Source organism: Reyranella sp. (genome assembly GCF_052439685.1).
In the GTDB taxonomy this organism is placed as follows: Bacteria; Pseudomonadota; Alphaproteobacteria; order Reyranellales; family Reyranellaceae; genus Reyranella.
Window position 1 is genome coordinate 239,431 of the sequence record NZ_JBQVQG010000006.1, and the last position, 14,102, is coordinate 253,532.

The window sequence follows — 14,102 nt, forward strand, 5'->3', positions numbered from 1 at the left end:
TCCAGAGGCGGCTCGGGTTTAACGGACATGAACAGCGACAAACGGATCGTCATCTGCGGCGGCGGCGCCATCGGTGTCGCCATCGCCTACTTCCTGAGCCGCCGTGGGGCGCGACCGGTTGTAGTCGAGCGCCACGAAGTCGGCGGCGCCGCCTCGGGCAAATCGGGCGGCTTCCTGGCGCTCGACTGGTGCCAGGGCACGGCACTCGACCGGCTGGCGCGCCGCAGCTTCGCCCTGCATGCGAGCCTGGCCGACGAGCTTGGCAATCCGTGGGGCTACAGACGGCTCACGACCTTTGCCGGACACGCCGCAGAGGGGCGTCGCGCCCACGGGACTGCCGGACGGCCGTGGCTGTCGGCCGACGTGACACTGACGGGCCAGATCGGTTCGCCCGAGACGACAGCCCTGGTCGAGCCGCGTGCCTTCACGACAGGTTTGATGCGAGCTGCCGAAGCGAACGGCGCCGAACTGCGGTGCGGCACCGTCGCGGGATTGCTGAAGACCACGTCCGGTACGATCGGCGGGGTCACGCTCGAAAGCGGCGAAGCCGTCGAAGGCGACGGCGTCGTCATCGCGATGGGCCCGTGGTCGATCCTCGCCTCGCGCTGGCTGCCGCTGCCGGCCGTGTACGGGTTCAAGGGCCACAGTCTGGTCTTCCGGACCGGCGATGCGATCCCGGCCGAAGCGCTGTTCCTCGAATACGAGGAGGCGAGCGGCGAGACGCTGACGCCCGAGATCTTTGCGCGGGCCGACGGCACGGCCTGGGCCTGCGCGGTCTCGAGTACCGCGTCGCTACCGGTCGATCCGGCCGACATCGCCGGCGACGCGGGCGCACATGAACGGCTGGAAGCGCTGTGCCGCGCCGTCTCCCCGGCCCTCGCCGCGGCGCCCATCGTGGCACGCCAGGCCTGCTTCCGGCCCGTCACCGAGGACGGCTTGCCGCTGATCGGCACCGTGCCCGGAGTCGCCAACGCCTGGGTCGCGAGCGGCCACAGCGTCTGGGGCATGCTCAACGCGCCCGCGACCGGGGAGGCGATGGCCGAACTGATTCTCGATGGCACGACGCGCCATATCCCACTGAGGCACTTCGCGCCGGGTCGGATGAAGGCTTTCGCGGGGCTGCGTTAACCCTCCGGCCGGCTCGTCCAGCGCGGCGGCAAGAGCCTCGTGTTGAGAACGAACGGCACGCTGTTGTCGCTCAGCCGGATCGTGCCGATGAACGGCAGGTCGTAGGAGGCGTGGAAGTAGATCTGCGAGCGCTGCACCACGCCGTAGTCCTCGTTGAGCGGCGGCAGGCCGAACAGGGCGCGGAACGGACACTTGAAGGTCGCCTGCTCGCCGGGCTTCAGTTCGCCGGCCGAGCCCGCGGGAAAGCGCACGTCCGTCGCCTCGATCAGGGTCGGCTCGCGGCCCGAGGCGCGCACGTAATCGAGCACGCAGGAGAATTTCAGGCCCTTCATCGAAAACCAGGGACTGGGGTTCTCGGCGGTGAAGGTCGCGTCGAAGGGCGAGCCGGCCTTCTGCTCTTCCGATGCATAGCTCGGCACCGGCCGGATCGCCCAGGCGCCGATCCCGGCCGCCACGATCACCACCACGACCGCCAGGAACACGATCAGGCTCTGCAGGGTTTCGACACCGCTGTGCGCCATCATGCGCAATTCCTGCTGCAGGGTCGTGGTCGGCGGCGGCAGCGGCCGCGGCGCCGAGGCCCGGGTTGCCGGCTTACGGGTTCTCGGCTTCGGACCTGACGCGGGCGGCCTGACGCCGGAAGAAGGGGGCTTCGCGCCTGAAGAAGCGCTCTTCCTCGGCTTGCTCGGGGACTTCTTCTTCTGCGCCATCGAGCGAACACGTAGCGCGTCCGGCCCGCGCCATCCATCCCGCCACTGGTCGCAGGCGGATCAGGCGAAGGCCGCCGCGAGGGCGCGCCGCGTCGCCGTCGCGCCCTCGCGCGCGACCTCCACAGCCGGTGAAGTCCAGTGCGCGGGATTGGGTGCCTCGTAGCTCAGCCAGCCTTCGTAGCCTTTCTCGCCAAGAAGCTGGAACAGCTCGCTCCAGCGCACCACGCCCTGCCCCGGCGGCAGGCGGTCGACCGGCGGCACGGCATTGGGCGGCGCATCGGGCACGTCGCTGTACTGCACGTAGAAGATCTCCGCGCCCGGCACGTCCTCGAAGCCGCGTCCGGGGCGGCCGCCCCGCTGCAGGTGATAGGCGTCGAGCAGTAGCCCCACGTGTTTCTGTCCAGTTTTGGCAATCAACTCGCGCAGGATTTCGAGGCGGCTTACGATCGGATGCTGGAACTGGTATTCGAGGGCGAGCCGAAGCCCGTGGCGTGCCACGATCTCGCCGGCACGCCGGATGTTGGCGACGCCCTCCTCCAGCGACGCCGAACCGGGCCCGATGCCGCTCATCACCGTCGGGCAATCGAGCATGACCGCGCGCTCGCAGGCCTGCTCCAGCGAGGCGAACAGCCGCTCGCGATCCGCCTCGGCCGCGAAGGTCCAGCCATACTCGCAGCCGACGGCACTGACGCGAAGCCCGCTCGCCCGCACACGCCCCAGAATCTCGGTGTTCGACAGTCCGCTCTTTCCGGCCCGCTCGAAATCGACGCGGCGCAACTCGACCGCCTCGAAGCCACCGGTTTTAGCAGCGGCCAGCGCCTCGTCGAATGGCGTCGTGTCGACCGTCCAGAGATGAAGCGCGAGGCCGCGGAACTCGTGATGCATGATCTGATCCCCCCGTCTGATTATGGACGGCGGGGACAGAGGCTCAAGCGGCCATGACTAGATACGATGATCCATGTCGAGCGCCGGTTCCGGGACGTCGACGCAGCCGATGATACGGGCGGGGACGCCGGCGGCGGTGCAGCCGGCCGGGACGGGGTCGAGCACGACGCTGCCGGCGGCGATCTTTGCACAGGCGCCGATCTCGATGTTGCCCAGTACCTTGGCACCAGCGCCCAGCAGCACGCCGCGCCGCACCTTGGGATGGCGATCGCCGCGCTCCTTGCCGGTGCCGCCCAGGGTCACACCATGCAGCATGGAGACGCCATCCTCGACGACGGCGGTCTCGCCGATGACGACACCGGTGCCGTGGTCGATGAAGATACTCTTGCCGATCACCGCGCCGGGATGGATGTCGAGGGCGAACAGCGAACTCGACCGGCTCTGCAGGAAGTGGGCAAGCGTGCGCCTCCCCTGCGCCCACAGCCAGTGCGACGCCCGGTAGGTCTGCAGCGCGTGATAGCCCTTGAACCAGAGCAGTGGATCGAGATGGGAGGTGCAAGCCGGATCGCGGTCGGCGACGGCCACGATGTCTGCACGGGCGGCAAGGCCAATGTCGGGGTCGGCCGCGAGGGCCTCGTCGAAGGTCTGGCGGATCAGCGCAGCCGGCACCTCGGTGGTGCCGACGAGCCGCGCCAGATGATAGCTGAGCGCGCTTTCGAAGCGCGGCTGGCTCAGGATCGTGGCATGCAGGGTTCCCGCGAGAACAGGCTCGGCGGCGGCGGCCGACTGCGCGGCCTCGCGAATCCGGTCCCACACCGGGTCGACCGACCTCAGATCGGCAGACCGCAGTTCAGCCGGGTTCTTTGCAATTGCGCTGTCCATGGCGCTCTCCTCCGCTCCGCTTCCGCCCCTGCGACGCTTACGGAGCGCTGCTCGCCTCCCTGAGGGAAGACTACGCCGCGCGCCTCAGGCGTGCAATCCGGGCTAGCGAGCCGCGCGGGCTTCCAGTTCCCGGACCAGCGGCTCGACCTTGCCGCCGTTGTTCTGGATGTAGGAATTGAAATCCGAACGTCTAGTCATGACCATGCTGACGCCCTCGACCTTCACGTCGGTGATGCGGTCGTTGCGGACTTCCCACTCAAGCTTGATCGGCTGGCCGGTCGCCTGGTTCAGACGGCTGTCGACGATCGTCACGCCGTTGGCGCGCGGCGTTAGCTTGCCGATGGTCAGGGTCTGGCCGCCATACTGGCCGAAGCGCTCGCTGTAGGCCTTGGCCTCGGCGGTGGCGACGGCCTTCTGGAAGCGCGCGCGCTCGCTCTCGGTCGCCTGGTTCCAATGGGTGCCCAGCGCCGAACGCGCCATGGCCGGCATGTCGAAGCTGGTCTGGAGAACGCTCAGGATCGCGGCCTGACGATCGGCTCCGGTCTTGGTCTTCACGATCTCGATGACCTGTTGCGCAGTGTTCTGCACGAGCTGTGCGGGGTCCGCGGCGAGCGCCGGCCGAACCATGGGAACGGCGGCGACCATCGCGGCAGTGGCGGCAAGCTGCAACACGACACGACGAGAGGCGAGCTTCGGCACCGTGCACTCCTTTGACGAATTTTGGGGGAAGCGTTTTAGCGCGGACGCCCGATCAACGCACCCTCCGCCGGGTGCGTTGCGCTAGCGGACCAGTGCCAGGTTGTCGCGACGCTCCAGCTCGGCGCGGGCGTTGGTCTTCTCGCGCTTCTCGCGGATCTGGTCGGCACGATTCTGCGTGTAGGCCGAACGCAGCGCCGCGTAATAGTCGACGCTGTTCTTCTCGAGATCGTCGAGCGCGAAGATGGTGCGGGAGCGGTAATCGATGGCGTTGAGGCCGTAGCGACCGATCTGCCAGACGTCCCAGTCGATGGCGAGGTTGAAAGTCAGAATGCGGAACGGATCGACCAGGTAATCCATCATCAGGCCGGTGGCGTCACGTGCATTGGACGGTCCATAGGCCGGCAGCATCAGATAGAAGCCGCCATTCTCCGGCTCGACGCCGGCCCACAGGCCGATCGTCTTGCCGAAATCCTCCTTGGTGCGCTCGAGGCCAAAGCTTGAGGCCACGTCGAAGATGCCGGCGACGCCGATGGTCGAATTCACCAGAAAGCGCGCCATTGTCGTCGCGGCGCGATTGGGATCACCCTGGAAGACCTCGTTAATGGCCGTCACCGGCTCGCCGAGATTGTCGAGCACGTTGCGCACGCCCGTCTGTGCCCGGTCGGGCACCAGATCGCGATACATGACCGCCAGCGGGCGCAACGCGATAATGTCGACGGCGCGGTTGATCGAGAAGATGAAGCGGTTCGGGGTCTCCATCGGATCCCAGACCTCCGCGGTGCCCGTATCTCCGGAGGCGCAGCCTCCGAGCACCGTGCCGGCAAGGGCGACCGCGACCACAGAGCGGCGAAGGCTGGCAGCAATGGCTCTCGTCACACCGATCATCAACGCCGACCCCGGATCGTTCCGCTGACCCGGGACGCCGGGCCAAAAAGCGTGACGCGACGGTCATTCGTCGCACCGCGCGGAGTGTTGCACAGGGACGCTGTGGTTTGAAGCAATTCCGGGCCCATTCCTGCCGGCCTCGGCTTTCCTTTGTTTCTTGTGTTTCAGGCGCCACAACCCACACCACAACAAATCATTGCATACATAAAGATATGCTTATATCATTCTTTCCATGGAACACCTCCTCACCCTGCTGCGAGCCGCCGCCGAGGATACGCGGCTGCGCATCCTGGCGCTGGCCGCACGCGAGGATCTGACGGTCAGCGACTATGTGAACGTGCTGGGACAGAGCCAGCCGCGCGTCTCCCGGCACCTGAAACTGCTGGTCGAGGCCGGTCTGCTGGAGCGCTTCCGCGAGGCTCAGTTCACCCGCTTCCGCCTGACCAGCGGCGGCGAGGATGCCGCCCTGGTGCGCGAATTCGTGCGCCGCCTCGACCCCAAGCATCCCCGGATCGCGACCGACCGGGCTCGGCTCGATGCCGTCCAGCAGCGCCGCCAGACCGCGGCCGCCCGCTTCTTCCGCGACAATGCCCAGCGCTGGGACGAGCTGCGCGCCCTCCACGTCGCCGACCGCGAGATCGAGCGGGCGCTCAGCCATCACCTGCCGCTCGGCGCCCGCCGGCTGCTCGACGTCGGCACCGGCACCGGCCGGCTGCTGGAGGTGCTGGCACCCAAGGTCGAGCAGGCGATCGGCGTCGACCAGAGCCGCGAGATGCTGGCACTGGCCCGTGCCAACCTGGCGCGTGCCGGCATCGACAATGCCGATATCCGCCAGGGCGACATGTACGCCCTGCCCTTCGAGTCCGACAGTTTCGACGTCGTGACGATCCACCACGTGTTGCACTATGCCGACGACCCCGCCGCGGCGCTGGCCGAGGCGGCGCGCGTCGTGAAGCCCGGCGGCTCGGTCCTCGTCGTCGACTTCTCGCCGCACGACCTGGTCGAGCTGAAGCGCGAGCATGCCCACGTCCATCTGGGGTTCGCCGACAATCAGGTGCAGGGCTGGCTGCGCAGCGCCGGCCTCACGCCGCTCGAACCCATCCACTTTCCCGGCCGCCGCCTGATGACGGGCATCTGGCGTGGCGAGCGCGAGCTGCCGGCACGCGCCACCCCGCGGCCTGCGGCCATTTCCGCCCATGGAGAATCACGATGAGCCCCGATACCGGTCCGATCGGCAGTCCCCTCAGTTCCACGGGGAGCGCGACCGAATTTCCCGCCCGCGCGCCGCAGCGGCTCGCCGTATCCTTCGAGTTCTCGCCGCCCCGCACCGACGCCGCCGAGCAGACGCTGTGGGAGACGGTGAAGCGCCTGACGCCGCTCCATCCCTCCTTCTTCTCGGTGACCTACGGCGCCGGCGGATCAACGCGGCAGCGCACGCATGACACGGTCGCGCGCCTCAAGACCGAGACCGGCATCGATGCCGCCGCGCATCTCACCTGCGTCGCCGCCACGCAGGGCGAGATCGACGACATCGCCCGCGCCTACTGGGATGCCGGCATCCGCCACATCGTGGCGCTGCGCGGCGACCCGCCGGGCGGCATGGGCGGCCAGTACACACCGCATCCGGGCGGCTACGCCAACGCGGCGGCGCTGGTCGCGGGCCTGAAGAAGATCGGCAACTTCCAGATCAGCGTCGCGGGCTATCCCGAGAAGCACCCCGCTTCGGCGGACGAGAAGGCCGACCTCGATAACCTGAAGGCCAAGGTCGATGCGGGCGCCGACCGCTGCATCACGCAGTTCTTCTTCGAGGCCGAGGATTTCCTGCGCTTCCGCGACCGTGCGGCAGCGGCGGGCATCAACGTGCCGATCGTGCCCGGCATCATGCCGGTGTCGAACTTCCAGGCCGTGAATCGCATCGCCGGCCTCTGCGGGTCCAAAGTGCCGCCGTGGTTCTGCAACATGTTCGACGGGCTCGACGACGATCTCGAGACGCGCCGCATGATCGCCGCCACCGTGGCCGGCGACCTCTGCCGCCGGCTGCGCGACGAGGGCGTGGAGCAGTTCCATTTCTATACGCTGAACCGGGCCGATCTCACCTTTGCGATCTGCCACCTGCTGGGAGTGCGCCCCAAGTGACCGATCAAGCGATGACCCGCGAGGAGAAGGCCGAGCAGCTGCGCGAGATCGGCTCGCAGCGCATCCTGATCAAGGATGGGCCCTACGGCTCGATGATCCAGAGCTACAAGCTCGACGAGGAAGGGTTCCGCGGCGGCCGTACCTTCAACCACGACCAGAAGGGCAACAACGACCTGCTGAACCTGACGCGTCCCGACGTGGTGGGCGAGATCTGCAACGCCTATCTCGATGCCGGCGCCGACATCGTGGCGACCAACACGTTCAATTCGAACTCGATCAGCCTCTCCGACTACGGCATCACCGGCATGGCGCGCGAGATCAACGTCGCCGCGGCGAAGCTGACGCGCGCCTGCGCCGATGCCGCCACGGCGCGCGATCCTTCAAAGCCGCGCTTCGTCGCGGGCGCGCTGGGACCGACCAACAAGACGCTCTCGGTATCGCCCAAGGTCAGCGACCCCGGCTTCCGCGCCGTCACCTTCGACGAGGTGAAGGACATGTATCGCGAGCAGATCGACGGGCTGCTCGACGGCGGTGTCGATTTCATCCTGGTCGAGACGGTGTTCGACACGTTGAACGCCAAGGCCGCCCTCGTCGCCGTCGATGAGGCGGGCGAGGCGCGCGGCGAGGTGCTTCCGGTGATGGTGTCGATGACGCTCACCGACCTGGCCGGCCGCAACCTCTCGGGCCAGACGGTCGAGGCCTTCTGGCATTCGGTGCGGCACGCCAAGCCGATCACCATGGGGCTGAACTGCAGCTTCGGCGCGACCGAGCTCCATCCCTACGTGCAGGCGCTGAACCCGCAGGTCGACAGCATGCTGTGCATCTATCCCAACGCCGGGCTGCCGAACGAGCTCGGCGCCTATGACGAGCCGCCGGAAATGACCGGCAAGCTGGTCAAGGGCTGGGCCGAGAACGGCTGGATCAACGTGGTCGGCGGCTGCTGCGGCACGACGCCCGCCCACATCAAGGCGATCGCCGAGGCGGTCAAAGGCATCACGCCGCGCACCTGGCATGTCCTGCCACCCGCGCTGCGTCTCAGTGGCATGGAACCGGCGAGTTTCTTCTGATGGCTCAGGATATCGATATCGACAGCAAGCCCCCCTCCCGCGCGATGTTCATCAACATCGGCGAGCGCACCAACGTCACGGGCTCGGCCAGGTTCAAGAAGCTGATCCTCGAAGGCGACTACACGGCCGCCATCGAGGTCGCGCGCCAGCAGGTCGAGAGCGGCGCGCAGATCATCGACATCAACATGGACGAAGGCCTGCTCGATGCCGAGCTGGCGATGGACACGTTCCTGAAGCTGATCGCCGCCGAGCCCGACATCGCCCGCGTGCCGATCATGATCGACAGCTCCAAGTGGAGCGTGATCGAGGCCGGCCTCAAGTGCGTCGCCGGCAAGCCGATCGTGAACTCGATCTCCATGAAGGAGGGCATCGAGCCCTTCATCGCCCATGCCCGCAAGGTCCGCCGCTACGGCGCCGCGGTCGTGGTCATGGCCTTCGACGAGAAGGGCCAGGCCGACACCAAGGAGCGCAAGGTCGAGATCTGCGCCCGGGCCTACGACATCCTGGTGAACCAGGTGGGTTTCCCGGCCGAGGACATCATCTTCGATCCCAACGTCTTTGCCGTGGCGACCGGCATCGAGGAGCACAACAACTACGGCGTCGATTTCATCGAGGCGACGCGCGAGATCAAGAAGCGCTGCCCCGCCGCCAAGATTTCCGGCGGCGTCTCCAACCTCTCCTTCGCCTTCCGCGGCAACGAGCCGGTGCGCAAGGCGATGCACTCGGTGTTCCTCTACCACGCCATCCAGGCGGGCATGGACATGGGCATCGTCAATGCCGGACAGCTCGAAGTCTACGATCAGATCCCGCAGGAACTCCGCGACGCGTGCGAGGACGTGATCCTCAATCGAAACCCAGAGGCCACCGAGCGACTGCTCGAACTGGCGCCCAAATACAAGGGCACCGGCGAGGTCGCCGAGACGCAGGACGCCGAGTGGCGCAGCTGGCCGGTCGAGAAGCGTCTGGAGCATGCGCTGGTCAAGGGCATGGACCAGTTCGTCGTCGCCGACACCGAGGAGGCGCGGCTGCAGATCGCGCGGCCGATCGAGGTGATCGAGGGCCCGCTGATGGCCGGCATGAACGTGGTCGGCGACCTGTTCGGCGCCGGCAAGATGTTCCTGCCGCAGGTGGTGAAGAGCGCGCGCGTCATGAAGAAGGCGGTGGCCCATCTGCTGCCCTACATCGAGGCGCAGAAGACGGCGGGTTCGCGCCCCAAGGGCAAGATCGTCATGGCGACGGTCAAGGGCGACGTCCACGACATCGGCAAGAACATCGTCGGCGTGGTCCTGCAGTGCAATAATTTCGAGGTCATCGATCTCGGCGTCATGGTGCCGTTCCAGGACATCCTGAAGAGCGCCAACGACAACAAGGCCGACATCATCGGCCTCTCCGGCCTGATCACGCCGTCGCTCGACGAGATGGTGACGGTGGCCGAGGAGATGACGCGGCAGGGCATGAACCTGCCGCTGCTGATCGGCGGCGCCACGACCTCGAAAGTGCACACGGCACTTCGCATCGCGCCGCGTTACAACGGCACCACCGTGCACGTGCTCGACGCGTCGCGCGCCGTCGGCGTCTGCTCGGCGCTCGTTTCCGAGTCGGGCTCGCAGGCCGAGGACTTCGCCATCAAGGTCGCGGCCGAGTACGAGGCGATTCGCGTAGAACGCGCGGGCGGCACAAAGGAGAAGGTGATCGCGCTCGAGACGGCACGCGCCAACGACTTCAAGATCGACTGGTCGGCCTACGCGGCGCCCAAGCCCGCCATCACCGGCACGCGCGTCTTTGCCGAGTATCCGCTGCACGAGCTGGTCGAGCGCATCGACTGGACGCCGTTCTTCCGTGCCTGGGAACTGGCCGGCAACTATCCCGCCATCCTCGAGGATCCCGTGGTCGGCGACAGCGCCAGGAAACTCTACGCCGATGCGCGCAAGATGCTCGACCTGATCGTGCGCGAGAAGTGGCTGACGGCCAAGGGCGTGGTCGCCTTCTGGCCGTGCCGCCGCGAGGGCGACGACGTGGTGCTCTACAGCGACGAGACGCGCACCAAGGAAATCTCGCGGCTCTTCTTCCTGCGTCAGCAGATCGAGAAACGGGCCCCCCGCGCCAACATGTGCCTGGCCGACTTCGTCTCGCCCGAGGCCGACTGGATCGGCGGCTTCGCGGTCACCGCCGGCCACGGCATCGAGGAGCATCTCGCCCGCTTCAAGGCCGACCACGACGACTATTCGGACATCCTGCTGAAGGCGCTGGCCGATCGTCTCGCGGAGGCCTTCGCCGAGCGCCTGCATGAGCGCGTGCGCAAGACCCTGTGGGGCTATGCGCCGGAGGAGGCGCTCTCCAACGAGGAGCTGGTGCGCGAGAAGTATCGCGGCATCCGCCCGGCGCCGGGCTATCCCGCCTGCCCCGACCACAGCCAGAAGCCCGAACTGTTCCGACTGCTCAACGCCGGCCAGAACGCCGGCATCCAGCTTACCGAGAGCTTCGCGATGATCCCGACCTCGGCTGTCTCGGGCTACTACTTCGCCCATCCCGACGCGCAGTATTTCGGCGTCGCGCGTATCGGCAAGGACCAGGTCGAGGATTATGCCAGGCGCCGCGGCGTCTCGATCGAGCAGGCCGAGCGCTGGCTGCGTCCGAACATCGGGTACTGATCCGCTCCCGATCTACGTCCTCGTGTTCATTGTCGGCTTCGCGGCCGACATGGGGAGCGGCATCGTCGGCACCGGTGCCGCCATCATCCTGCTCCGATATGATCCTGGCATTCGGCCCGCACGAAGCCATACCGATCATGGTCGTCGTCGCACTGATGTCGAACTTCGCCAAGATCACCTCGTGATGACGCGACATCGACTAGCGCGCCTGTGCCACGCATGCGCAGGCAGCATCCCGCACGGCGCTGAGCGGGCGGGCGCCGCCGAGCCTGACAAAAATCGTCGCCGTGGCGCTCGGTGTTGTACACGGCGGTCCGCCAGGATGAGGCAGACACGGATCTGTAAAATCGGCAGACGACCGCCAGTTGACTAATTGTCGGTCAATCGTGCGCCGAGTGCACACTTCGTAAACGCAATCATCTCCGGGATGATCCTCGATTCGCCACAACCGCCGCGATTCCACACGTGGCACGAGAACTGCAGAGCCAACTTCGACCTCATCGCGGAACGAAGGTGTCCAGATGGCGATTGATCACAAACAGATGTTGGCCAATACACTGGCGGCGCGCTTCGGTCGCCGTCGCCTGCTCCAGGGGGCCGGCGCAACCGCCGCGGCCGCAGGTCTTCCCGCCGTCGCCCGCGCTGCCGAGGGCGGGCACATCAAGCTCGCCTGGATCGACTTCGTCGACACGCTCGATCCGCATTTCACCGGCTACCTGGGTGCCATCAAGATCCATAACAACATCTACAACGGCCTGCTGAAGGTCGAGTACGATGGCGAAAAGGTGTCGTTCGTGCCCGACCTCGCGGAGTCGTGGACCCTGCTCGACGAAAAGACCCACCTGTTCAAGCTGCGCAAGGGCGTCAAGTTCCACGATGGCGAGATCTGCGACGCCGAGGCGGTGAAATGGAGCGTCGAGCGCGTCTGGCGCGGCACGCCCAAGTCGCCGCATGCTTGGAAGTATGACTATCTCGAGAGCGTCGAAATCGTCGACCCTCTGACCGTGAAGCTTAACTTCAAGAAGCCGTATGCCTTCCTGCCGGTTGCGCTGACCGGCAGCACGGGCCGCGCCGGCACGATCGTGCCACGCAAGGCGATCGAGAAGTACGGCAAGGACTTCGGCCGCAATCCGGTAGGTACCGGGCCGTTCAAGTTCGTGAGCTGGAAGGAAAACGACTCGATCGTTCTCGAGAAGAACCCCGACTATTTCGAGCCTGGCCTGCCCAAGCTCGACCGGGCCACCTTCCTCATCATGAAGGAGGCATCGAGCGCCGTGGCGGCGATGCTGGCCGGCCGCGTCGACGCGATGAGCAACAGCCCGCTGCAGTTCATCAGCCAGCTCAAGGCGAACAAGAACCTGACGGTCTACGGCGAGATCGAAGGCAACTACTCGCTGATGGCCATGAACTGCCGCCGTGCCCCGTTCGACGACATGAACGTGCGCCGCGCGGTCGGCTTCGCGATCGACCGCGAGGCGCTGATCAAGCAGGCGTTCTTCGGTATCGGCATTGCGGCCTACACGCCGATTTCCCCGCCCATGACCGGTTTCTTCGACAAGAACATCGCCAAGAGCGGCCGCGGCCAGTTCTTCGATCTGGAGAAGGCCAAGGCATTCCGCGCCAAAGCGAAGACACAGGGCACGATCGAGGTCGTCATCCTGACGTCCGAGCAGGGCTCGTACGGCACGCGCGTGGCGCAGACCATCGTGCCGATGCTGGACAAAATCGGCATCAAGGCCAAGCTCGAGCTAGTCGAACGTGCAGCCTGGATCAGCCGCCGCAACGCCGGCGAATTCGACATGCTGGATATGACCTGGACGGCCGACCTCGATCCCGACGAGACGATCTTTCCGGAATGGCATACGGGCAACGCCTGGAATTTCTCGGGCTGGTCGAGCCCCGCGTTCGACAAGCTGGTCGAGCAGGCGCAGGTCGTCCTTGACGTGAAGACCCGGCGCGACCTCTACGTCAAGGCCGAGGACATCCTCATGGACGAGGCGCCGATGGCGATCCTGACGCACATGCCGGAGTTCAAGATCCTCAGCAAGAAGGTCAAGGGCTTCAAATACATCCCCGTGGACAGCCTCGATCTGCACACCGTGAGCTTCTGATGCTGCGCTGGACGCTGGCGAAGGTCTTGCAGACCGCCGCCGTCCTGCTGATCGTTTCGGCCGCCAGCTTCAGCCTGCTGAAACTGGCGCCGGGCGATCCGGTCGAGTTGATGCTCGGCGACGACTATTCGAAAGAATCGCATCAGTCGCTGATGGTCCAGCTCGGCCTCGACCGATCTCTGCCGGAGCAATACGTCGACTGGCTCGGACGATTCGTCAGAGGCGATTGGGGGACATCCTTCGTAAGCCGGACGCCGATCTTCGAGTATGCCTTCGTCGAGGCCCTTCCCGTCACGCTCACCTTGTCGGCGGCGGCGCTGGGCCTCGCCCTCCTGATCGGCGTCCCGCTCGGCGTACTTTCGGCTGTCCGGAAGGACTCCGCCTGGGATGCCGCGGCAGCGGCCTTCTCGCTGACCGGATCGGCGTTCCCCAGCTTCTATCTCGGCATTCTGCTGATCTGGATCTTCGGCGTCGCCTTCGGTCTGTTTCCAACCATGGGTTTCGTCGCGCCCTGGCAGGACTTCTGGGGCGGCGCCTATCACCTCGTGCTGCCGGCCATCACGCTCAGCACGCCCTTCATGGCGCTGATCGTGCGCATCACCCGCGCCAATCTCGTCGAGGTGCTGGAGCAACCCTACATTGCGGCCGCCCGAGCGCGAGGCGAGCCGGCCTGGCGCATCACCTGGGTGCACGGCATGCGCAATGTGCTGGTGCCGCTGGCCACCATCGTCGGACTCCAGCTCGGCGCGCTGCTGCACGGCGCCGTCCTGACCGAGACGGTGTTCTCGCTTCCCGGTGTCGGGCGCATGATCACCGATGCCGTGCTGAACCGCGAATACATGGTGGTGCAAGCCGGCGTGATGATGACCGGTTGCCTGGTCATCTTCACCAACCTCGCGGTCGATCTCTCCTATCCCGTGCTCGATCCGCGCCTGAGGCCGCGCTGAC

Annotated in this window: 10 protein-coding genes and 1 pseudogene; 6 read left to right on the forward strand and 5 right to left on the reverse strand. The window is 66.4% G+C overall.

Translation table 11 applies throughout. The annotated features are described in order from the left end of the window. Positions 1-27 precede the first annotated feature (27 nt). Positions 28-1,128: an NAD(P)/FAD-dependent oxidoreductase gene (locus ACT6UX_RS11085; protein ID WP_444775209.1), complete on the forward strand. Its 1,101-nt coding sequence runs from the start codon at positions 28-30 to the stop codon at positions 1,126-1,128. On the opposite strand, the gene ACT6UX_RS11090 is transcribed toward ACT6UX_RS11085, so the two are convergent. From ACT6UX_RS11090 to ACT6UX_RS11110, 5 genes are all read right to left on the reverse strand, one after another. Then, positions 1,125-1,652 carry a hypothetical protein gene (locus ACT6UX_RS11090; RefSeq protein WP_444775210.1) on the reverse strand — a complete coding sequence of 176 codons (528 nt, stop codon included), beginning with the start codon at positions 1,650-1,652 and terminating at the stop codon, positions 1,125-1,127. The two genes, ACT6UX_RS11085 and ACT6UX_RS11090, sit on opposite strands and share 4 nt — an antisense overlap. A gap of 246 nt (positions 1,653-1,898) precedes the next feature. Beyond that, positions 1,899-2,723 carry a sugar phosphate isomerase/epimerase family protein gene (locus ACT6UX_RS11095; protein ID WP_444775211.1) on the reverse strand — a complete coding sequence of 275 codons (825 nt, stop codon included), beginning with the start codon at positions 2,721-2,723 and terminating at the stop codon, positions 1,899-1,901. Between the two features lie 57 nt (positions 2,724-2,780). Then, a complete protein-coding gene (cysE, locus tag ACT6UX_RS11100) occupies positions 2,781-3,605 on the reverse strand; it encodes a serine O-acetyltransferase (RefSeq protein WP_444775212.1) in 825 nt (274 codons plus the stop codon). 102 nt (positions 3,606-3,707) lie between these two features. Beyond that, complete coding sequence (locus ACT6UX_RS11105; RefSeq protein ID WP_444775213.1) at positions 3,708-4,304, reverse strand: MlaC/ttg2D family ABC transporter substrate-binding protein; 597 nt, start codon at positions 4,302-4,304, stop codon at positions 3,708-3,710. Between the two features lie 81 nt (positions 4,305-4,385). Continuing rightward, positions 4,386-5,180: an MlaA family lipoprotein gene (locus tag ACT6UX_RS11110; protein WP_444775214.1), complete on the reverse strand. Its 795-nt coding sequence runs from the start codon at positions 5,178-5,180 to the stop codon at positions 4,386-4,388. Between the two features lie 241 nt (positions 5,181-5,421). On the opposite strand from ACT6UX_RS11110, the gene ACT6UX_RS11115 reads away from it, so the two are divergent. The 5 genes and pseudogenes from ACT6UX_RS11115 (at position 5,422) to ACT6UX_RS11135 (ending at position 14,101) form a co-directional block, all read left to right on the forward strand. Beyond that, positions 5,422-6,402, forward strand: coding sequence for an ArsR/SmtB family transcription factor (locus ACT6UX_RS11115; RefSeq protein WP_444775215.1), 981 nt, complete (start codon positions 5,422-5,424; stop codon positions 6,400-6,402). Continuing rightward, a complete protein-coding gene (metF, locus tag ACT6UX_RS11120; protein ID WP_444775216.1) occupies positions 6,399-7,325 on the forward strand; it encodes a methylenetetrahydrofolate reductase [NAD(P)H] in 927 nt (308 codons plus the stop codon). The genes ACT6UX_RS11115 and metF overlap by 4 nt, the downstream gene beginning before the upstream one ends. A gap of 11 nt (positions 7,326-7,336) precedes the next feature. Continuing rightward, a pseudogene (gene metH / locus ACT6UX_RS11125) lies at positions 7,337-11,043 on the forward strand (methionine synthase). Between the two features lie 521 nt (positions 11,044-11,564). Next, positions 11,565-13,154 (forward strand): ABC transporter substrate-binding protein, encoded by a 1,590-nt coding sequence (locus ACT6UX_RS11130; protein WP_444775217.1) that lies wholly within the window; start codon positions 11,565-11,567, stop codon positions 13,152-13,154. Beyond that, positions 13,154-14,101, forward strand: a complete 948-nt coding sequence (locus tag ACT6UX_RS11135; protein ID WP_444775218.1) for an ABC transporter permease — start codon at positions 13,154-13,156, stop codon at positions 14,099-14,101. Before ACT6UX_RS11130 ends, ACT6UX_RS11135 begins: the two co-directional genes overlap by 1 nt. The last annotated feature ends 1 nt before the right edge of the window (position 14,102 follow it).